At 66.7% G+C, this 21,758-nt stretch carries 13 protein-coding genes and 1 tRNA gene; 9 read left to right on the top strand and 5 right to left on the bottom strand.

Translation table 11 applies throughout. The features are described from left to right. Window positions 1-125: 125 nt before the first annotated feature. The 4 genes from VMT40_RS32370 (at window position 126) to VMT40_RS39455 (ending at window position 9,187) form a co-directional block, all read left to right on the top strand. A complete protein-coding gene (locus tag VMT40_RS32370) occupies window positions 126-737 on the top strand; it encodes a hypothetical protein (protein ID WP_326363077.1) in 612 nt (203 codons plus the stop codon). A 653-nt stretch (window positions 738-1,390) separates the two neighbouring features. Continuing rightward, the gene (locus VMT40_RS32375; protein WP_326363078.1) at window positions 1,391-6,973 is read left to right on the top strand and encodes a DEAD/DEAH box helicase family protein; all 5,583 of its coding nucleotides are present in this window, start codon (window positions 1,391-1,393) and stop codon (window positions 6,971-6,973) included. A 376-nt stretch (window positions 6,974-7,349) separates the two neighbouring features. Next, on the top strand, window positions 7,350-7,502 hold the full coding sequence (locus VMT40_RS32380) for a hypothetical protein (protein ID WP_326363080.1): 153 nt from the start codon (window positions 7,350-7,352) through the stop codon (window positions 7,500-7,502). Then, on the top strand, window positions 7,499-9,187 hold the full coding sequence (locus VMT40_RS39455) for a recombinase family protein (protein ID WP_442790092.1): 1,689 nt from the start codon (window positions 7,499-7,501) through the stop codon (window positions 9,185-9,187). Before VMT40_RS32380 ends, VMT40_RS39455 begins: the two co-directional genes overlap by 4 nt. Here the strand turns inward: VMT40_RS39455 and VMT40_RS32395 are convergent. Beyond that, a tRNA-Val gene (locus tag VMT40_RS32395) sits at window positions 9,144-9,218 on the bottom strand. The genes VMT40_RS39455 and VMT40_RS32395 overlap by 44 nt on opposite strands. 78 nt (window positions 9,219-9,296) lie before the next feature. Beyond that, window positions 9,297-11,081 (bottom strand): hypothetical protein, encoded by a 1,785-nt coding sequence (locus VMT40_RS32400; protein WP_326363085.1) that lies wholly within the window; start codon window positions 11,079-11,081, stop codon window positions 9,297-9,299. A 334-nt stretch (window positions 11,082-11,415) separates the two neighbouring features. Between VMT40_RS32400 and VMT40_RS32405 the strand changes: the two genes are divergently transcribed. From VMT40_RS32405 to VMT40_RS32420, 4 genes are read left to right on the top strand one after another with little or no spacing between them, the layout of a single operon-like run. Then, entirely contained in the window at window positions 11,416-13,134 is a 1,719-nt protein-coding gene (locus tag VMT40_RS32405) for a hypothetical protein (protein ID WP_326363086.1), read from the top strand. Window positions 13,135-13,166: 32 nt separating this feature from the next. Continuing rightward, complete coding sequence (locus VMT40_RS32410) at window positions 13,167-14,405, top strand: FG-GAP repeat domain-containing protein (protein ID WP_326363087.1); 1,239 nt, start codon at window positions 13,167-13,169, stop codon at window positions 14,403-14,405. Continuing rightward, window positions 14,402-14,854, top strand: coding sequence for a hypothetical protein (locus VMT40_RS32415; protein ID WP_326363089.1), 453 nt, complete (start codon window positions 14,402-14,404; stop codon window positions 14,852-14,854). Before VMT40_RS32410 ends, VMT40_RS32415 begins: the two co-directional genes overlap by 4 nt. A gap of 13 nt (window positions 14,855-14,867) precedes the next feature. After that, window positions 14,868-15,386, top strand: a complete 519-nt coding sequence (locus tag VMT40_RS32420; RefSeq protein WP_326363090.1) for a hypothetical protein — start codon at window positions 14,868-14,870, stop codon at window positions 15,384-15,386. On the opposite strand, the gene VMT40_RS32425 is transcribed toward VMT40_RS32420, so the two are convergent. From VMT40_RS32425 to VMT40_RS32435, 3 genes are all read right to left on the bottom strand, one after another. Then, entirely contained in the window at window positions 15,383-17,008 is a 1,626-nt protein-coding gene (locus tag VMT40_RS32425; protein ID WP_326363091.1) for an AMP-binding protein, read from the bottom strand. The genes VMT40_RS32420 and VMT40_RS32425 overlap by 4 nt on opposite strands. Window positions 17,009-17,047: 39 nt before the next feature. After that, entirely contained in the window at window positions 17,048-18,649 is a 1,602-nt protein-coding gene (locus VMT40_RS32430; RefSeq protein ID WP_326363092.1) for a GMC family oxidoreductase, read from the bottom strand. 133 nt (window positions 18,650-18,782) lie between these two features. Beyond that, window positions 18,783-19,754 carry an AraC family transcriptional regulator gene (locus tag VMT40_RS32435; RefSeq protein ID WP_326363093.1) on the bottom strand — a complete coding sequence of 324 codons (972 nt, stop codon included), beginning with the start codon at window positions 19,752-19,754 and terminating at the stop codon, window positions 18,783-18,785. A gap of 251 nt (window positions 19,755-20,005) precedes the next feature. Between VMT40_RS32435 and VMT40_RS32440 the strand changes: the two genes are divergently transcribed. Beyond that, complete coding sequence (locus VMT40_RS32440) at window positions 20,006-21,676, top strand: hypothetical protein (RefSeq protein WP_326363094.1); 1,671 nt, start codon at window positions 20,006-20,008, stop codon at window positions 21,674-21,676. Window positions 21,677-21,758: the final 82 nt, after the last annotated feature.

The raw sequence follows: 21,758 nt of genomic DNA on the forward strand, positions 1-21,758 counted from the left end.
TGACTTCGCCAGCACACGAAAGGAGTCGAAAATGAAATCCAATAGCAAGAAAATCGGCGAGGGACAGCCCGCGCTCTTCGACTCCGTGCCACCATCGCAGCAAGCGATCGATGAGGAGGAAACGCATGTCTCAGCAGATACGCGCGATCGTCGAAACGACCTGGCGCGTGCACATCGGCCTGCCGCCGGAGTGGACCAACGAACAGATCGAGCGGTTCCTGAGCACCGAGACCGCGACGATCGACACCGAGATCCAACGGCGAATCGCGGCAAACAAACCGCAGACGCTGGCCCAATGGCGGGCGCGAACGGGGCTGGAGCCGGACTACCTGACCACGGTCGGACTGATCAACAACCTGCGCAACCAGGTGACCGAAGCGGTGCTGACCGAAGCGCTCTACGAGAAGATCCCGGCATCGCAGGACATTCCGGTCGAGGACGCGCAGGTGACGGAGGCGCCGCTCGACCCATCGGCGGAGCGGTGGCGGAATCCGGCGACGCGGACAAGCGAGCCGGATCCCGATCTCGACGACCTCGCCGATCGGCTGCTGCCGAACCGGTCGATGCTGATGCGGGTGATGGCCGCGCACCTGGCGCAGGCGATGCGCGAGGACGGCGAACCGCTGCCGGTCGATCCGAGCGATCCACGGTTAGCGTCGTTTATCAACCGGCTGGAGCAGGGCATGCGAGCGGACCGACTCCCGCTCGACGGCCCCGGCGCACGCGCCGTCAGCTAGATCCCAACCAACTTTCCCTCTTCGACACCGGCGGCGCGATCGACGCCGCCAACGCCGACCCCGGCGGCACACCGCTGCCCTCCACCGCCGCCGATCTCACCGCCACACCAACGCGCCCCGCCGCAGTCGCCACCGAAACCCCTGGGACGCACCAGCTTCCGCCCCTTGACGCGGCCTCCGAACCGGCCACCGGAACGGGCAGTGCCGTCACGCTGGTCGGCACTGCGGCCGAGGCCGATCTCACCGTTGCCGCGCTGACGGCACTGGAGCCCGCCGCATTCGTCGCGCTGGGCCGTGCGGCATACCGGGCCGGTCGCACCGACCCGAACGCACCCATCGACCCGGACCTGGCGACGGCGTTGGCTCGCCGCAATGTCGATCCCGACCAAGTTATCGAGCTGATCAACGAATACCTCCGCGGGTGGCACGACGCCGCGGGCCAAACGCCGACGGCACCGATCGGACACACCGCGCCGGACGCGGCCGGCGAGAGTGTAGAAGCAGCCCTCGAAGCGAGCGCGGGTTCCTCTGCGACCACTCGACCCGATGCCATCGCGGCGGACACCATCGACATTCCCCGCGAAGAACCGTCGCCTGATTCCAAGCCGGAACCCGCCCCAGACGCACATACCGACAGCGATCTCCCGGCACCGGTGAACTTCGAGCCGGGCACCCGGTTATGGGTGCCGTCGCAGGAACTCGACCGCGCACACGCCAACCTGCGTGTCATCGAGACCCTGCGACGCCTCGACGCCGAGGATCGTTACGCGACCCCCGAAGAACAACAGGTGATCGCCGCCTGGTCCGGGTGGGGTGCACTGCCGGGAATCTTCACCGACGACCCGCAATGGGAGGCCGAACACGCGCGGCTGTGGCAGCTACTCGACACCGCGGAACTGGCCCAGGCCCGCGCAGGCACTCTCAACGCTCACTACACCGATCCCGCTGTATCCCAAGCGATCTGGGACGCCATAGCACGTGCCGGATTCTCCGGCGGGCGAGTACTCGAACCCGGCTGCGGCGCCGGCGTTTTCATCGGCCAAGCCCCTACGGAGGCGGTGATGGTCGGCGTCGAATGCGACCCGATCACCGCCCGCGCGGCGGCGGCGCTGTACCCCTCGGCACAGATTCGCTGCGAAGGATTCGAAGACACACGCGTGCAGGCGGGCGCGTTCACTCTGGCTGTCGGCAACGTGCCCTTCGGGAAGGTGCGGCTCTACGACCCGATCCACAACGCCGCGAACTTCTCCATCCACAACCACTTCCTCGTCAAATCCCTCGACCTGATCGGCGTCGGCGGCTACGTCGCCGTCCTGACCTCACATTTCACCAGCGAGACCCGCGACGCCACCGCCCGCGAACACATGGCCGCGCGGGCGGATCTGATCGGGGCATTGCGGTTGCCCGCAAAAGCATTCCAGCGCGTCGCAGGCACCGGAGTGGTGCAGGACCTGCTGATCTGGCGAGTCCGTGAACCCGGCCGCGAACCCACCGCCGACACCCGGCTGTATCTCCAATCCGGGATGACCACCGTCCGCGACGAGCACGGATACCGCCGCGAAGCCGAACTCAACAAGTACTTCCTCGCCCACCCCGACCACATCCTCGGCGAATTGTGCTGGCGGCAACGCCAATACAGCCGCGACGCCCTCGACGTGGAAGGCCCCGACGGCGAAGAACTCGCCCACCTAGTGACAGGACGACTGACCCGCATCATCGACAACGCCCTCGACGCCGGACTGGGACTGACCGCCACCCCTGCCTCCACCGTCATCGCCAGCCCCGACGCGTTCGGCACCGGTCTGGTGACGCCGGTCGAAGAAAGCACAGAGGTCGCGGTCGACACCTTGCGCTGGAACAAACAGCTCGGGCGGATCGAGGTTTTCACCGGCACCCAGTGGGCCGAAGCCCCGGTGCGCGGCAAACGTCGCATTGCCGAATGGCGGGAGCTGCTCGGATTACGTGATGTCGCAGCCACTCTCGTGCAGGCCCAGCTCGAAGGCCGCGAGCACGCCGAACGGTCCGCGCTGCGCGGCGAGTTGAACCGCCGCTACGACCGCTACCTCGAAACCTACGGATTCATCAACCGGTTCACCTGGATCGAACCACCCCCGGTCACCGAGAAGCGCCACCGCGAACGCGTCGACGCCGCGGTCACCGCGTGGCGCATCGAGCAGGGCGAACCCGGAAAGCCCTTTGCCGGACCGGTTCCCGACGAGGTGCTCGAGCACTTCACCGAGCAGGCATGGGAGCCCGAACGCGAGCCGTTCCGCAAGCAGGCGCATCTGGAAGGCGTCCTGCGCAACGATCCCACCATCGCGCTGGTGTTCGCGCTCGAGGTCTTCGACGAGGACACCGGCCGCGCGAGCAAGGGGCCGCTGTTCACCTCCGACGTGATCGCCACTGCCGCACAACCGATCACCCACGCCAGCAGCATCGAGGACGCGGTAGCGGTGAGCCTGGACGAAACCGGCGTCATCGACCTCCCCCGCATCGCCCGCCTGCTCGCAGTCGCCGAGGAGAACGCTGCCCAGCAACTGGTGGACACCGGATTGGCGTTCCGGTCGATCTCCGACCCCGACACATGGATCAGTGCCGCGTCCTACTTGTCGGGCAACGTCTTCAAAAAGCTCACCGCCGCGACCGCCCGCGCTGACACCGACCCGCGCTACCGCGCCAATGTCGAAGCGCTCACCGCGGTTCTGCCTGTGCGGCGCACCGATGTCGACATCCGGCTCGGCGCGGTCTGGGTACCGCCGGAGGAGTACGCGCAGTTCATCCGCGAAACCTTCAGCGTCCCCGCCGGACACCAGGTGCTCGTCGAACGCGTCGCCGGGGAATGGGTGATCGACGTCCCCGAATACGACGACTGGCAAGCCGATCTCGAGAAATGGGGCTTGGCGCCGAAGATCTACCCGAATCAGGACGGCGGCTACAACTTCGAAGACTCCCAGGCCGACGAGCTGGGCGTCGCCTACTGCGGTGTCGCGAGCAAACGGTTCGACCACATCGACATCCTGACCGCGCTGTGCAACTCCAAACCGATCCAGATCAACAAGTCCAAGGAGTTCCACGCCGCCACGGGCGGCGACAAGCTCCACACCCGCGCCACCCGCGCCGCACAGGCCAAGGCACGCCGGTTGGCAACCGAGTTCGAAATGTGGGCGCTACAAGGCGATCCCGCCCGTCGCGAACGGTTGATCGACCGCTACAACGAGCTGTTCAACACCATCGTCGCCCCCGAGTTCGACGGCTCGCATCTGCGCCTGCCCGGTCTCGGGGTGTTGTATGCGCCATATCCGTATCAGCGGAATGCAGTGGCGCGCATCATCTCCGAGCCCACCGTGCTGCTCGATCATGTGGTCGGGGCGGGCAAGACCGGGACCATGATCATGGCCGCGATGGAGCTACGCCGCCTCGGCCTGGCTCGACAGCCCTGGATCGTCGTCCCCAACCACCTGATCGCGCAGATGGCCCGAGAGGCCGCCCAGTGGTATCCGGGCGCGAAGATCCTCGCCGGCACCGCGGGCACCGATCGCGAATCCCGCCAACGGCTGATCGCCCAATCCGCCGCGCAGGACTGGGATCTGGTGATCGTGCCGATGAGCTCGTTCAAGCTCATGCCCGTTTCGGCGCAGACCCGCACCGCCTACTACCAGGAGCAAATCGACGAACTCACCGAAGCCCTCGGCATCCTGTCGGGCAAGAAGGCCGTCAAGATCCTGGAATTGCGGCTCAAGACCGCCACCAACCAGCTCAAGAAGCTCCTCGCCGAAATCCGGCAGGACACCGGGCTCGGATTCGAAGCCTCCGGCTGCGACTACCTGTTCGTCGACGAAGCCCATTCCTTCAAGAACCTGCTGCGCGTGTCGAACATCGACGAACTCGCCTGCGCCCCAGGCAGCCAACAAGCCCAAGACCTGCTACTGAAACTGGAATACCTGCGCGGCAAACGCCGCCGCGAAGCCGCCGCCGCAGGCATTCCCGAAGACGCATACATCGAACGCGTCGCGACCTTCGCCACCGGCACCCCACTGTCGAACTCGCTGTCGGAACTGTGGGTAATGAACCGCTACCTACGCCCAGACCTACTGCGCGACGCGCGAGTCGAGCACCTCGACTCGTGGGGCGGCGCGTTCACCGCCACCCGCGAAACCATCGAACTCAACTCCTCCGGCTCACGCTTTCAACCCAAGACCCGTGTCGCCGAATTCGTCAACGTCGGCGACCTCATCGCGATGACGAGCGCCTTCGCCGATTCGGTCAGCCGCGACCAGATCCCGGCCACCCTGCCGGAGCTGCGCGGCGGCGAACGCACCGTCGTCTCCTTCGAACCACCGCAGGAGGTCGCCGATTTCATCACCGATCTCGGCCACCGCGCCGACACCTTCGATCCCCGCCGCCCCGACATCGACAACCCGCTCAAAGTCGCCACCGACGGCCGCAACGCCACCCTCGACCCCCGATGCGCCCACCTTCGGGTGCCGGACCCCAGCGAACCCGGACAGCTGCGCTCGACCGTGGTCACCGAACGCATCCTCGCCACCTGGACGGCCACCAAAGACAACATCTACCTCGACCCCGAAACCGACGAACCCTCCCCGATCCTCGGCGGATTGCAGATCGTGTTCTGCGACCGCGCCACCCCCAAGACCGACCACTCCAGCTGGAGCATCTACGACGCAATCCGGCACGAGCTCATCGCCGGGGGCATCCCTGCCGAGCAGATCGCATTCATCCACGACTACCCCGGGCCCGCCGCCAAGACCCAGCTGTTCGCCGACTGCCGCTCCGGCAAGATCGCGGTGCTGCTCGGCTCGACCGAGAAGATGGGAACCGGCGCCAACATCCAAACCCGCGCTGTCGCACTGCATCACGTGGATGTGCCGTGGCGGCCCGCCGACCTCGAACAGCGCGAAGGCCGAATCATCCGGCAAGGCAACCAGAACGCGGTCGTGGACATCTTCTGCTACGTGGCGGAGAAGACCTTCGACGTCTATATGTGGCAGACCGTCGAACGCAAAGCCCACTTCATCGAGCAATACCGGCGCGCCGACCGCACCGCCCGCCGCGTCGCCGACCTCGGAGCCGACGACTTGGCCGAGAACGCCGCCATGATCAAGGCCGTCGCCACCGGCGATCAGCGCTACGTCCGACGCATCGAACTCGACCAACTCATCGGCGAACTGCAAACCGAACACGACTCCTACTTCGCGGCCACCCGCAGCCGCGAACGCGAACTCGTCGCTCTACGCGCCGCGATCCCCGCCCACGAGAAGGCCGTCTTCGAACTGGACAACATCGTCGCCCTGCTCGACTGCCAACGGCAGACCGACACCACGCCACCGGTCGTCATCGGCGAGGTCAACTACGACAAGCGCCCCGAAGCCTCAGCCGCACTGGTGGCCGCGCTGCGTGATGCCGCCATGCGATTACGTGCGCGTCCCGCGGACGAAGCCGTCACCATCGGCAGGCTCTCGGGCATCGAGATCGAGGTCCGCTACAACGCTGCCGATTCGCTGCTCTACGTCAAACCCTTCGGTCTGCCGGTCGTCAAATCCATTGAACACGAAGCGCTCTACCTCGACAACCTCAAAGCCGCCGCCATGACCCAGGCCGAACACGACACCGCCCAGGCACGTCTGGCCTCGGGGATCATGACCCGCGTCGAGAATCTCGTCGCCGACCTCCCCAAAGCGCTCGACCATCGTCGCTGGGACCTCGACCGCGACCGAAACCGCCTGACACAGCTGGAAACCGAACCAGTCCCCGAGTTCACCCGCCTGCCCGAACTCAAAGCAGCGCACGCCGAACTCGACGCCCTCGAACGCGACCTACGCAACGAAGCCGCCAGCCCCGAAGCCCTCGCCCGCCGCCGCGCCCTCGACGACCGCCTCGCCGCCAAGGGCCGCCGACGCGGCTGGAGCCTCATGCTCAACGCCACCCCCGCCCTGTGCCGCCACCTCGGCTACGACAACCCCGACCAACTCCGCGCCCTCATGCGCAAACGCGAACAAGACGCACACCTCAGTCACCTCGAACAGGTTGAGCATCGCCACCTCAACCCGGAGTTGGTGACGACCCAACAGTCCGCGAACGGGGCCCAAATCGGTGGCCTCATCGCGGCCGCATCTCCGGAGCCCGCCGCGCCGGACATCGCCCACCGAATCCCCGCTCCGCCACCACCAGCACCGGAATCCGGTCCGAACCGCGGCACCTCGATCGAGCTCGAGTGAACCACGGGCCCGACCAAGATCACAACTGCGACGGCAGATTATCCGCCGAAACACGAAGGGAGAGAAAAGATGTCGAAAACCGGAAGGCTCAACTACCGCCGAGGAACGAAAGGCACGCCGAAAAGCCTGCGCCGCATTCTCGCGGAGTGCATACGTCATGACGCGACGGAGGCCGCTCAGGAACGCGAGCTCGACGCTATCCGCCGTACCGTCCGCAAGCCTCGGACATCTCAGGGCTCGACACGATGAGGCGCTAGCGATCCAGTAGCAACATTTCCCGCCTTGCGCATTGCGCTGAGATACAGGAGGTTCGAAGTGTCAACAGCAAACACTCCCCGAATAGCAACACTCCAGAACGACTGCGCGGGCGTCCACGATGCCTGATCGCGAACGCATCCACGTCGGGGAGTCCCGCGAGCACCGGGTGCTCGTGGAGAGCGAGCAACGCAACCCGCCGGACCTGCGCAGGTTGAGCCGGGCGGTCATTGCACTGGCCAAAAAATCCAAGAACGCCGAGGAGAGCACGTGAAAGGATCCGGTATCCCCGAGCCCGCAGTCTCATATCTGCGGGTTTCGGACAAGAAGCAGCTGAGCACAGCGATCGATATTGACCCCGACGGCAACTCGATCGCGACTCAGCGCGCCGTTGTTCAGCACCGTTCGGACGCTCTACCGGCGTCTATCGTCAAGGAGTTCGTCGAGCCCGGCGTCTCGGCCAGCACGATCGAGAAGCGGCCGGTGTTCCAGGAGATGATCGCCTACCTCCAAGAGAATCCGCAGATCAAGTACGTCATCGTCTACGCGCGATCCCGAGCGTTCCGCAACTACATCGACGCCGCGGTCACCAAGCGACAGCTCGACAACATGGGCGTGAAGCTGATCTCCGCGCGCGAGGACTTCGGCGAAGGTGTCTACGCCGACATGATGGCCGCCATCACCGACATCTTCAACGACACCCAGAACAAGCTCTCCGGCCAGGACATCAGCATCAAGCTGCTGAACAAGGCAATGAACGGCGGCACCTGCAATCGCGCCAAACTCGGATACGTCAACGCCCGCATCATGTTCGAAGGCCGGCAGGTCAACACCATCAAGATCGATGAAGAGCGTGCGCCACTCGTCGTGCAGGCATGGGAGCTCTACGCAACCGGCGACTACGGACTCGACGATCTCGAGGCGGCCATGGCCGACCTCGGGCTGACGTCCCCACCGACGAGCCAATACCCCGCGGGCAGACCGGTTTCCGCATCCACCCTCCACAACATGCTGCGCGACCCCTACTACATCGGATACGTCACCTGGAAAGGCCAGATCTATCCCGGCCGCCACGAACCTCTGGTCAGCCACGACCTCTACGAACGCGCACAAGACATCCTTCGGCACCGCAGCGCCAACGGAAACCGCGACCGGGTACACAATCACTACCTCAAAGGCGCCCTGCTGTGTACCCGCTGCCGCGACGCGGGACACACCTCCCGCTTCGTGTTCAACCAGACCACCAGCCGCACCGGCAACAAATACCCGTACTTCACCTGCCGACGAAGCAAGGAGGGCTTATGCGACCTGCCCAGCCTCCCTGTCGAATTGGTCGAAGACGCGATCGTAGAGCACTACCGCACCCTCCAACTCCCGACGGCCTTCGCGGCCGAGACCCGAAAACTGCTGGAAGAGGTCGTCGCCGACGAGCACAACATCACCCGCGACACGCATGCTCGTCTCAACCGGCAGCTGAAGGACCTGGACAAGAAGGAGAACCGGCTGATCGATCTCCTCACCGACGGCTCGATGCCGCAGGCGAAGATCCGGATGAAGCTCATCGAGCTCAAGAACGAGCGACAGAGACTGCAAGCGGGTCTGGTGAACACCTCCGAGACACTCGCCATCGGCGTCAGCGTCCTCAAGCACGCACTCGACCTCATCGCCGACCCGTACGTCCTCTACCGCGACGCCGGCCCGGATGTCCGCCGTCTGCTCAACGACACCTTCTTCCACCGCTTCTACATCGACGACGGGAAAGACTCGTACGAACCGCGGGTAACCGACGAGAAGCACCCCGTCTTCGCCGACCTCCACCAGGCCGGACGCGCCTGCACCAGCCGCTCGTTCACCAGAAAGCCGAAAGGGGCTCATCCAGACCAGCGAGCGAACGCTGGTTTGAATAAGCCCCTTATGGTGGTTCTAGCTGGGATCGAACCAGCGACCCCTCGCGTGTGAAGCGAGTGCTCTCCCGCTGAGCTATAGAACCTGGGGTGTCGCGCTTGGCGGTCAGAGAACCTTAGCGTGAACACCCCCGGGGATGCCAAATCGGGTGGTTGGGAGGGGTTTACGGGGTGAAGGGGATGGGGGTGCCCGCGGGGACGCAGGGGGTGGGGTCGGGTTCGCCGTAGAGGCGGGAGAGGGCGGTTTTCAGGGGGGTGAAGAGGAGGGTTTCGAGGTCGTGGCGGGTGGGGGTGGTCAGGCAGTAGGAGGGGCCGAAGGGGCCTGCGGGGGAGATTTCGGCGGCGGCGGATTCGGAGAGGTTGGGGTCGGGGGTGGTGGTGCGGGTGCAGGCCTCGGGGTCTTTGGTGATGTTGCAGTCGAGCCAGTCGAGGGCGTAATGGGTTGAGGCGGCCCAGGATCCGACGGCGCGGGGAGTGACCATGTCGATGTTGGAGGTGTCGCCGTGGCTGCCGCCCTTCAGGACGAGGAATTGCAGCGGGGCGTTGCCGTGGGCGTTGCGGCGGACCCAGTCGTACCAGGATTTACCGCCGAGTGGGCCGTCGGTGGGGTCGAAGCCGAGGTGAATGCCGCCGAAATTCAGGTCGTTGATGGGGAATACGCCGCCGTCGGTGACGCCGGGGATGTCGGTGTCGGCGGTCTGGATTTGGGTGGGGACGTCGGCGAAGCTGGGCTCGAAGCCCGACATCAGCACCGCCGCGGCGGGTTTCGGCAGCGGGCGGCCATCCATGCCCTGCCCCTGGCCGAGGTCGTAGAGGTAGTGGCTGGTGGCGATGGAGCCCATGGACTGGGCCATGAGACCGACCTTGTCGGTGTCGATCAGGTCGAGCACGGGATTGCGGTCGTTGTCGCCCGCGGGCTTGTACGCCGGGTCGTAACGCTCCCCCAGGCGCGGAATGTGCACGGTATTCCAGAATCCGACGAGGCTCGAGGTGTCGCCGAGCACGGTCTGGGTGTCGGGTGCGGGGGTGAGGTCGTCGCCGACCACCCAGCGCACCACGTCCTCCACATCGCGGCACGCGCCGGAGGCGAAGCAGTGCGGGGTGTTGTACGGGACCACCTCGTCGAGCACGGTGCCGTCGCTGGCACCCTGCCCGGCCTCGTCGTAGGTCAGTCCGATGTATCCGTGCCGAACAGCGGTCATGGTGTAGGCGTAGTACGACGATTGCGGCACCGCGGCACCATTGGTGAACACCGTCATCGGGAATTTGTGGCCCGGCTGCGGGTGCAACGCGTCCTCGGGCAGCCACAGCGTCGCCGCGATGCGTAGGCCGCGCGAGTTCACGATCTGAATTTTGCGAGCCTCGCCGAGTTTGAAGTCCGCGCCCGGGGTATCGGCGGAAACGCAATCGCCACCGCGGGTTTCGTAGAGAACGGTGTCGTCGGGCTGGATGCACGGGTAGCGGAACGCACCGGTGAGCCCGACATTGCCGGGGCTGGTGGTCGGCGAGTCACCGTCCAGGGTGTTGTCGGCGGGATCGCCGAACACCCCGCTGTGACTCCAGTTCGGCAGGAACAGTCGATTGGCCGGAATCAGCTGCGCGCCAAGGGCAGTCGGAAACTGACGCACCGACTCGTCGAGAACCTTCTGAATATTGTCGCGCAGCTTCTGCTGCCCGTCGGGCCCTTGATACTGCGTCACATCCAGCATGGGCGCGAGATCGGCGAAGGCGCGGCCGGGCACGCTGCTCAAATGCGCTGCCCAGTACTGCCATTCGGCCGGAATGGCCCAGTCGTGTTGATAGCCCTGCAACAGCATCGCCATGTTCTGCAGCAGGTAGGCCGGGTCGACCGTGCCTGGCGTCGTGGGTGCGGTCGCGACGGCATCGGGCTCATCGGCCAACACCGGAGCGGTAGCGGCCGCGCCCAGCAGTCCGACCGCGATCAGCACGGCCGCGCACCGAGCGCGGGATCGTCTCGAATTTCTCACTGCGTCCTCCCCAGGTTCGGCGGTGCACCAGACAGTGAATGCCACCGTCACGAGCACGGGCGAGGACGCGGTCGGCCAAGTTGTTGGCATTTGTGGCCGACGCCTGTGCGGCACAAGAGCATCCATGTCGGTGCTCTGCCCAGATTCGTTATCCGGGCACCTCGAGCCTGGCGCGAGATATCAACGTCATGGCCGCCCACGACCTGCCGCCCCTTTGTCTGAGCCACTTCAATGCGAAGTGCGATCCGGATCACCGCCGATCCGGATCGGTCTACGAGTGAGCCAGGAGGTTCGGGTGCGCAGAGCCCGTCGAATTCGTGGTCTGGCGGCCTTGCCCGCCGCGGCGCTGTTGACGCTCGGCGGGGTGTCGGCCGCACCCGCGCAGGCCGATGACTATCCCGCCCCGCAGCCGCCCGACCCGTCGTATGTGTTCACCGAGATCGGGCAGCTGTTCACGGGGACTTTCGTCGATGCGCTGACGCCCGGTCAGCTCCAATACTTCGTTCAAGAGGGGATTCTCGACAGCGCGGGACGGCTCGCCGAGCCGTTCGTGGATCTCACCAAGCCCGAAACCTGGCACACCCCTCAGGGCGCGTCGGGCGCTGCGGCCGCGGCCCAGAAGGTGTGGGACGCACTGACCCATGTCGCGCCCTTCGGGCTGGGTTGGCCGACGCATCCGGCGTATATCCCGGACTGGAACCACAATGGGCAGTTCGGTGTCGCCGATGTCGACGACTCGGTCCACGACGACGACTACGACGATCCCGCCTACGCTCGAGCGCAGTTCCGGCTGCCGTGCAACAATCCGGACGGCACCGTCTGGTTCGAGACCGTCGACGGCACCTGTGCCCCCGGCGAGTCCGGTGCGGCCTTCAAGACCGGCACGGTCGAGAAGTTCCGCATGATCGACGCGCGCGGTATCTCCTTGGCGGGCAAGGTGTTCTTCCCCGCGGGCGTCGATCCCGATCATCCGGATTCGACGAAGTATCCGGTGACCATCGGTTTCCCCGGCGCGTCGGAGCATCAGAGCGATGTGGGCATGTACGCCATGGGCGCGGCCCGCGACGGCTTCGTCTCCTTCACCTTCGCTCAGGCCGGGCAACCGGCCAGCGACGGCAACGCACTGGATCTCCTCACGCCGCTCTTGCAGGTCGAACATTGCTTCGCCCCGGGCTCCTGCCTCGACGCCCAGGACGTCACCCGCTGGGTCGCGGGCCAGGACATCACCGCGATCAGCGATCTGAACAACGAGATCGGAAACGTGCTGCGAGCCCAGAATCCGCGCCTGGTGCGGATCAACCCGGCCTATGCCCCGGCCGGGGAGAACCAGCGCAACCCGTGGCTGGACATGCTGGATCTGGACCACATCAACCTGTGGGGTCAGTCGGTGGGCTCGATCGGCATGTCGTCGTATTTGAATTGGCAGGACAAGGGTTTCGGCTATGACGGCCGCCCACTGCCGAAGGTGTCCTCGTTCGTCGGCATGTCCGGGTTCACCCACCACGTCGCCTCGGCGGCGGTGCAGTGGCAGACCGCGGACTTCGATATTCCGGGCCTGAACGAGAACGGCTTCTTTCCCGACAACCCGATATTCGACGCCACCGACGGTCCGCTGGGCACCAAGGCCCTCTACGACCGCGAGCGCCGCGACCCGCGCAGCACGAACCCCATGATGTTCGTCGATTACGAGGGCGGCAGCCACGGCGATTCCATCAACTGGCTGGGCGTCCCGCACAATGCGAAATCGCCTGCGCTGTCGGTGCATTACGCGATGGCGTGGTTCAACTGCTACGGGCGCGGCGACGCCGATCAGAGCGCGTGCGATGCCCTGACCAAGCCGGTCGACGGTCTGTCGCGGGCGGTCGCCACCGAGTACGCGCCGCAGGGCCACGACGGGCCGAGCCTGTGCGTCACGATTCCGGACCGCGCCACCCTCATCCAGGTGTTCCGGCCGGAGATCTTCCTCCAGAACATCACCTCCAGCCCTGGCTGGCACGACTGCACACCGCAGTGACGCCAGACGCGAATTCCCTAGGAAAACAACACATGTCGGTCAAGAAGACGCTGTTCACCACCGGCGCGCTGGCGGCCTCGCTGGCGCTGGCCGGGCTGAGCGTGCCGGGCGCGGCCACCGCCGCTCCGGACACCGGATCCAGCCTCACCGGATCCAGCGGACCGAATCCGGTGTTCGAAGACTCGGCCGAATACTATTCCGGCGGACTGGGTTCGGGATTCGGCTCGCAGACCCTGGCCACGGGCGATTTCTTCCATGACGGAAACCAGTCGGTGGCCGCCACCGGCGTGGCGGGCGGTGTCGCCATCATGCGCGGCGACGGTCACGGCCATTTGCGCCGAACCCAGTTCATTCCCACCGAGATCGGCGCGAACGCGGTGGTAGCGGGTGACCTGCGGGGCACCGGGAATCTCGATCTGGTGGTGAGCAATCAGTTCAGCATCACGGTGCTGTTCAATGACGGCAGCGGCCATTTCACCGTCGATCGCCAGTATTCACGCGATCCGAACCCGGATGTCACCTACCGCACCGGCGGGCTACCGCTGGGCGTGGAGCTCGGCGACTTCAACCACACCGGGCACCTGGACATCGCCTTCAACAACCTCGTCCCGCTGCCCGGCGCGATCGGCGTCATGCACAATGACGGCACCGGTCATTTCGCCGAACCACAGTGGCTGGCAGCGGGATTGATTCGCTCGACGGTGCTGGTCGCCGATGTCGACAATGACGGCTACGACGACATCCTCACCGGCGATCTGGGCACCACCGGCTTCTGGGTACTGCTCAACGACCATCATGGCGGCTTCCTGCCCCCGCGCTGGAATCTGCTGCCGCTGCCCGACGAGGATCTGAAGGTCGCCGATGTCGACGGCGACGGCAAGCCCGATGTCATCTCGGCCAATGTCGCCACCTTCAGTTTCTCCGTCATGTACGGCGACGGGCACGGCAATTTCGGCCCGCCGCAAATGACTTTCGGCCCGATCACCCCGTGCGCGGTCGCGATCGGCGATTTCACCGGCAGCGGGCGCATGGATATCGCGGCGGTGCAGTACCTGCCCTCGACCGCGGTGATCTACCGCAATAACGGCGACCGCACCTTCAGCTACGTCGAACAGCACACCGTCGGGTTGGGCGGGCAGGCCGCGGCGGCGGTGCGCCTGGACAACGACCGACACGACGACATCATCTCCATGAGCATGGCCTCGGAGTCGGTGGCGGTGCTGCGCAACCGCATTCCACTCAATTCCGATGAAGGACAACAGGATCGATGAAACACAAGATCATGACCGGATTGGCGGTCGCCGGAGGCACCGTGGCGCTGGCCGCCACGGTGGGTACGCCGAACGCCGACGCGGTCGAGCCGACACTGTCCTGGGGAAGCAGTTTCGGCGGCACCAGCATCAACCACTTCACGACCGTCCCGGCGGGCGCGCTGTTCGACGGCGATATCGCCACCCTCACACCGGCGATCCCACCCGGCATTCTGGGCGTGGTCACCGCCACGAATCTGTCTGGTGGAGGCTGTGTTTCGGCCCAATACGCCTTCTACCCCAAGGACGGCAGCACCCCCGAGATCGTGCCGGTGGGCACGTCCTGTGGCCTACCGGTGGTGTACGCCGTCGCGGCGAGCCGTCCCGCCGGGGCGTACGCGGAGGTATGCGGCGAACTCACCGTCGCGCCCAATCCGAACCGCACCTGCCTGCGCTTCCCCAACGACTGACGAAAGCCCCACCATGACAAGCTCTTTCACGCGCCGCCTGCTGACCGGTGCTGCCCTGGCCGCGGTGGCGTCCGCCCCGGCCGCACCGGCGCTGGCCGACACACTGCCACCCGCCATCAATGAACCGGCCGCACCTCAGCCCACTCCCCTCTCCCCGGACCTGACCACCAGCGCGGGCTGGCTGCCCCCGATCAACTTCACCATCAACCTGGCGGGCTTCGACTTCAAGCACACCGATCTCACCCCCGAATGGACGACATACGACGCGGGCAATTGGTATGTGAGCCCGGACCTTCCGATCTGGACGCTGGGCTGGCTAGCCGATGTGAAGCTTGGCGACCCCGCCGGTGCGGACGGCGAGATGACGCTATATCTCAAGGACGGCACCACCGAAGTCGTGCCGCTGCACTCGAATCTGACGATCTGGAACTACCTGTCCAAGCATCCGGGCCGCGACTACGCGATGGTCTGCCATCGCGCGGCCATGCCCGGCGACGCAGGCCAACGCACCTGCTTCCGCTTCGTCAACTAGTCTCCCCACTCACGCAGGGTGCGTTTGAGGACCTTGCCGGACGGGTTGCGGGGCAGCTCGTCCAGGAAGGTGACTGTGCGGGGAACCTTGTAGCGGGCGAGGTTGGCTCGGACGTGGGCGCGGATCGATTCGGCGTCGAGGGTGCCGTCAGGGCGCGGGACGATGAAGGCGCGCAAGGCCTTACCGAATTCGGGGTCGTCGACGCCGACGACTGCGGCGTCGGCTATGTAGGGGTGTGCGGCGAGAAGTTCTTCCACTTCCTGGGGGAAGACGTTCTCGCCGCCGGAGACGATCATGTCGTCGTCTCGACCGTCCACGAAGAGCCGTCCGGATGCGTCGAAGTGGCCCATATCGCCGCTGGACATCAGGCCGTCGATGGATTCCTTGGTGCCGCCGCCGGTGTAGCCGGTGAATTGGATGGTGTTGCGGACGAAGATGCGGCCACGCTCGCCGGTGGGTTGTGCCCGGCCCTCCGCGTCGAGGATGCGGACCGTAACGCCGAAGGGTGGGCGGCCCGCGCAGCCGGGGGCGGCCCGCAGGTCGGCGGGATTCGCTATGGCGGCGTAGCCGACTTCGGTGGAGCCGTAGAGGTTGTAGAGGACATCGCCGAACGCATCGGCGGTGCGACGGGCCAGCGCGCCCTCGAGTTGCGCGCCGCTGGCGGCGATCACCCGCAGCCGGTCGATGTCGTGCAGGCGGATCTCGTCGGCCCCGAGATCGAGGATTCGCTTGAGCATCACCGGAATCACCCACCAGGCCCGGCAGTCGTGGGCGGCCACGGCGTCGAGCATGTCGACCGGGTCGAAGCGGCGGCGGGTCACCAGGGTCGCACCAACGCCGATGCCGAGCACCGAACCGAGGAAACCCCAGGCGTGGAACATGGGTGGGGCGATGTAGACGCCGTGGCCGCCGCGCAGCGGGACATTGCCCAGGATCATGGCGGGCAGGGCGAAGGATTTCGGTTGTGGGCGCGGAGCGCCTTTGGGTGTGCCGGTGGTGCCGCTGGTCAGCATGACCACCGAGCCGGGCTTGGTCGGACGCGGCGGTGTCGTGGTGCGACCCTCCGCGACGAGTCCTTCCAGCGTCGGGTCATCGGTATCGACGTCGATCCAGGCGACGAACCGCCCCTTGGGTGAATCCACCTCCGCCACAACGGCTTCGAATTCCTGATCGTAGATCAACACCTGCACGCCCTCACGCGCGCACACCTGCACGGCCTGCGGCCCGGAGAAGTCGGTGTTCAGATACAGCGCCCGCGCACCGGCCTTGGCGCAGGCGAAGGTGGCGTCGAGAAAGCCGCGATGATTGCGGCACAGAATCCCGACCCCGGTCCCCGGCCCGATCCCCCGCCGCCGGAACGCGTCGGCGAGAGCATTGGAGCGCCGGTCGAGTTCGGCGAAGCTCAACGCGCCGAGCTCGTCGATCAGTCCCGTCCGATCACCGAATCGCAGTGCCGCGGCGGTGATTCCACCGCCGATCGGTCCATAGGCCGTCATCGCGCGCAGGGCGGCGGGCAGATTCGCGTCCAGCGGCACCATTCCGGCCCGGACCACCGTGCCCACCGCGTGCGCCTCCACCGCCACGCGCGATGACAGCTCCGCGATCCGCTCGTACCACTCCATGCTCGACCCTTCTCGCGATCAGAACTGTGCCAAGGGAATTCAGGCGGTGACGGCCGCGTGCGGCACATGCGCCATGGCGGCCTCGGCCATGGCGCAGATCGTCAGACTCGGATTGACCCCCACATTGGCGGGCACCGCCGACCCGTCGCACACCAGCAGGTTGGTGTAGCCGAAAACCCGGTGCTGCCGGTCGATCACGCCGTGCTCGCGATCCGCGCCGATGACCGCGCCGCCCAGGAAGTGCGCTGTCATGGGCGCGGAACCGAGCGTCTCCCCCAGCGACGCCAGCGGTTGGCCGTTCATGCGCCGCGCGGCCAAGGTCGCCACCCGGCGAGCGATCTCGACGGCCGAGTCCCCCTCGGGCGGTGCGCCGACCGCCTCGGTCTGCAATCGGCCGGGACCGAATCCCCTACGCAGCCGCAGGGATACATCGGTCCCACGCATGACGGTGAAGATGACGGTCCGCCGCGACCACCGCCGATTCCGCAGCAAGCCCCACAGATACCCCGGGTAGGCGCACAGGAACTGCGCCCAGCGGCCCAGCGCGGTGCTGGCATTCGTGGCGGGTCCGTATGTCAGGGCCAGCAGCCCGCCACCGTCGCCGTAGGTGTTGTTGGTGATATGGGTGTGCTCGTCGGGGAACACGCTCGAGGTGATCGCGATATCGCTGCGATAGTCCGCCGCCGGGTCCGCGGTCGAGGCGGCCGGAATGGATTCGTCATTGGTGCGCACCACTTCTCCGAGCCGATCGGACAGCTCCGGCAGTGAGCCCCGCCGTTTACAGGCGGCGAGCAGCTCATTGGTGCCCAGCGCCCCCGCCGCCACCACGACGCCGCGCGCGGTGAATTCCCGGGCACCGCCGCGCACAAGGCCGGGCCGGTGCGCGCGCACCCGATAGCCCTGCGCACCGGTCCCGTCGCCGAGCGGCACGATATCGACCACCTTGAGCTCGGAAACGACCGTCGCACCGGCACTTTCGGCCAACCATAGGTAGTTCTTCGGCAGACTGTTCTTCGCCCCGTACCGGCATCCCAGCATGCACTGCCCACAGCGCACACAGCCGGTCCGCGCGGGCCCCGCACCGTCGAAATACGGGTCCGGCACGGTCTTTCCGGCTTCGCCGAGAAACACCGCGGTCGGCGTGTGCCGATATCCCTGCGGCACACCGAGTTCGGTCGCCAGCTCGCGCATGAGCCCGTCCACCGGCCGCTCGCCGACATACGGCTCGACCCCGAACATGCGTGACGCGGTCCGAAAGTGCGGCTCCAATTCCGCGCGCCAGTCGGCCAATTCGGCCCATTGCGGGTGCCGGTAGAAGTCGTCGCCCTGCGGCTGATACATGGTGTTCGCGTAGACCAGGCTGCCGCCGCCGACACCGACCCCGGCCAGCACCATGGCGTGCCGGTAGGGCGCGATGCGCAGGATTCCCCGCAGTCCCAGGCTCGGCAGCCACACGTAGCGCCGCAGCTGCGAGGCCCTCTCGGCGAAGTCGGTGTCGGCGTAGCGGCGGCCCTGTTCCAGGACGCCCACCCGATATCCCTTCTCCGACAGCCGCAATGCGCTGACGCTGGCCCCGAATCCACTGCCGACCACGATCCAGTCGAAGTCGAATCCCTGGTCCCCGGGTAGGGAAGTGTCCACGTCGCAACCTCCGCGCAGCCGATGTCCCGGGGACGCTATCGGCGCGCGGTACCGCCCGACCAGGGCCGTCGCGGTCGCACGATTGACATTTCCCGTCACCTGTCACGCCGACCCGGTGCGAGGTGACGGCCGACTACACCGGTTCGGGCACGCGGGGCAGCGGTCGCCCGTTGCGGGTGCGGTATTCCTGTGGCGGGCAACCCTTCCAGCGTCGGAAGGCCCGAATGAACGAGGCGGCCTCCGCGTACCCGAGCCGTGCGGCCAGCTGTTCGGTCGTCATATCGGTGTGGTCGAGCAGTTCCTCGGACAGTGCTTGCCGCACCTCGTCGAGAAGGACGCGGAAGGAGGTCCCTTCCTCGTTGAGCCGCCGCGACAGCGTGCGCGGGCTCATGAACAATTCGGCCGCGACCTCGACCTGATCGGGCACCCGGCCCGGATCGCGCACCAGCAGGTCGCGCACCGCGCCCGCCACCCCGGTCCGGGCGTGCCGCCGGGCCAGCAGGTCGCGGCACATTTGCTCGCAGGTGCTGCGCGCCCACTCGTTGGCCTGGGGCAGCGGCATGTCCAGATACACCGCGTCGAAGGCCAGCTCATTGCGGTCCGCGCCGAACTCGGGTTCGAGGCCGAACACCTCGCGGAAGCGGGCGGTGTCGGCGGGCGCGCGGTGCCGGAAGGTCAGGCGCTGCACGGGGACCCCGGCGGAGAACAGTTCGCGCCCGATCATCTGAATCCCGGTCATCACCCGTTCGGCGAGGAATCCCCGCACATCGGCGGGCACCTCCTGATCCTCGAGAATCAGCCGCGCCTCGGTCTCGGTCTCCTCGAAGCGCAGTTGCCCGAACGCGAACGCCAACTCCACGTACTGCAGCGCCATCTCCACCGAATCCCGCAGCGTGCGGCTGGCGAGCATGGCCAGCCCCCAGGGTCCGTAGAGCGAAATGTGGTATCGCTTGCCCGCTTCCACGCCCAGGCCCGGTTCGGTCCCGAAGCGGTCCAGCAGATTGCGCACCACGGTGAGTTCCTGGCGCGCGGTGACCGTGGTGTTCGGGTCGATCACTGCTTCGGCCGCGAGCCCGGTTCCCGTCAGGCAGGCCGTGGTCGGCATCCCCCGCTCCTCCGCGATCCGCGTCAGAATGTGGACGCTGGAGGTGTTTCTCGATAGATCCCAGTCGAACATGTGCACGTTGTCCTCATCGACTTCCCTCAGCCGTCGAAGGCCGACGGTAAACATTCGATTGACCGAGACAGCCGTGGCCTTCACCCTTTCCGCCGTTTTTCGCCTGGCCGAGCCTCGATCCCGAGCAGTTTACCTAAACTGACCCAGACAGACTCCAAGTTGAGGGGGAAGTGCGAGCGATGACGCGTACCGAAGAAGTGCTCGAGGTCTCCGGTGGCATCCGGCTCAGCATGGTCACCCACACCGTGCCCCTGCCCGAGGGCTTTCCGGCGCATCCCGCCGACTGCGACGAGCTGCGGCATCTCCGCGTCAAGCAGGCTGCCACGCCCGACGATCCCACCCACGCCGAGGCGATCGTCGTGCTGCTGCCCGGGGCCATCGCGGGCGCCCGATCGCTGCAACCGTTGGGGCGCAATACCGTGCGCAATCTGGCCGCGGCCGGGATCGCGGCCGAGGTGTGGGTGCTCGATCGCCGCGCCAATGGCCTCGAGGACCACTCCGCGATCGAGGTGGCCATGGCCGAGGGCGACTATCACCTGGCCTTCGATTACTACTACGGCGGCAAGACCGTCGGCGGGCGCATCTTCCCCGGGTTCCATCGCGATCGCACGCTGGGCTTCCTGGCCGAATTCGGCTCGGCCCGAACGGTCGAGGACACCCACGCGGTGCTGTGCCGGGAACTCCCCGATGCCGATGTCCGCGCGCAGAAGGTGTTTCTGGGCGGGCATTCCCTCGGCGGCATTCAGGCGGGCACCTATGCCGCCTGGGATTTCGACGGCCGTCCCGGGCATGAGCAGATCGCGGGCCTGGTGGCGCTGGACACCGTCACGCATCTGGATCCGCTGCGGCTGGCCAGACGGCGTGCGCTCGCCGCACCGTTGGGCGCGGTGGCCCGAGCCGTCGAGCGCGTTCCGGCGCTGTTGCGCCGCGGCCTCGCGCCCAGGAGCACCGCGATTCTGAAGGGCGGCTGGGGCAATCCGGAGGCCTTCGCGATCCTCGCGGCCATCGGCGCGGCGGCCACCCTGGCCCCGGACGAGGAGTCCGACATCCTGCGGCTGCTGCCCCGCGGCGGCACCCCGGAGCTGATCGTGCGCGGGTCGACCGCCCGCACCTGGCGCGAGTTCGTCAGCGGCACACCGGATTACCGCAAGCTCCGGCTCACCAACCAGGCCGTGCTCGGACTGCTCGGCGGCGCGCACACCTCGGTCAACTTCGCCATCCTGTCCTCGAGCTGCGGCACGCTCGACAGTGCCGAGGTCGCCCCGCGCACCTTCCCGCTCTCCTTCGAGGCGGGCCAGACCCGCGGCGTGCGCCCGCTCTACCAGGCGGCCTGCGGCACGGCCCCGCGCTTCAGCCCGACCTCTTTCGACACCCTGTACCGCTGGCGCGATTACGACCGCTGCGGAACCCCGGACGCGCCAGCACAATTCACGCGCAGCGGCATCCCCGTCGCCACCGCCGAGAGCGAGGTGGTCAGTCTCGCGGAGTTGGCCCGCATGCTGGCGGGCGGTCGGCTCAATGTCTTCGAGGACTACTTCCCCACCCGCCAGACCCTCGACGCGGTGGCCACCTTCGCCGGGTGCCGGACCGGTTCCCTGGCACCCATTCGGCACAAATTAGGCGCTGCCCGACTGCCTTTCATCAATCTCATGGGCCAGTCCAGCTTCACCCACACGATCGCCGGACTCGGCGTCTACCCGGAGCAGAACGTGCACTGGTTCCCCGGCTATCTGCACTGCGATGTCGCCGCCGGTGCCGATCCGCGCGCGGACGGCTCACCCGAACCCATCGCGGCCCGGCTCGCCGAGTTCGTGCGCACCACGCTGACGTCGATGCCGCTCGCCTCCTGAGTGATCCGGGTCACCGTCGGAAACTGTCAAACGCCTGTCCGCCACTGCCATGGGCACCGCTCCCGCCACTGCATAGCGTGCA

This window comes from Nocardia sp. CDC160, assembly GCF_035818795.1.
Lineage (GTDB): Bacteria > Actinomycetota > Actinomycetes > Mycobacteriales > Mycobacteriaceae > Nocardia.

What these genes read in the sequence shown, in the direction of transcription:
- VMT40_RS32415 (WP_326363089.1), top strand. Translation starts at nt 14,402, where the DNA reads ATGAAACACAAGATCATGACCGGATTGGCGGTCGCCGGAGGCACCGTG.
- VMT40_RS32380 (WP_326363080.1), top strand. Translation starts at nt 7,350, where the DNA reads ATGCCTGATCGCGAACGCATCCACGTCGGGGAGTCCCGCGAGCACCGG.
- VMT40_RS32420 (WP_326363090.1), top strand. Translation starts at nt 14,868, where the DNA reads ATGACAAGCTCTTTCACGCGCCGCCTGCTGACCGGTGCTGCCCTGGCC.
- VMT40_RS32370 (WP_326363077.1), top strand. Translation starts at nt 126, where the DNA reads ATGTCTCAGCAGATACGCGCGATCGTCGAAACGACCTGGCGCGTGCAC.
- VMT40_RS32410 (WP_326363087.1), top strand. Translation starts at nt 13,167, where the DNA reads ATGTCGGTCAAGAAGACGCTGTTCACCACCGGCGCGCTGGCGGCCTCG.
- VMT40_RS32440 (WP_326363094.1), top strand. Translation starts at nt 20,006, where the DNA reads ATGACGCGTACCGAAGAAGTGCTCGAGGTCTCCGGTGGCATCCGGCTC.
- VMT40_RS32435 (WP_326363093.1), bottom strand. Translation starts at nt 19,754, where the DNA reads ATGCCGACCACGGCCTGCCTGACGGGAACCGGGCTCGCGGCCGAAGCA.
- VMT40_RS32425 (WP_326363091.1), bottom strand. Translation starts at nt 17,008, where the DNA reads ATGGAGTGGTACGAGCGGATCGCGGAGCTGTCATCGCGCGTGGCGGTG.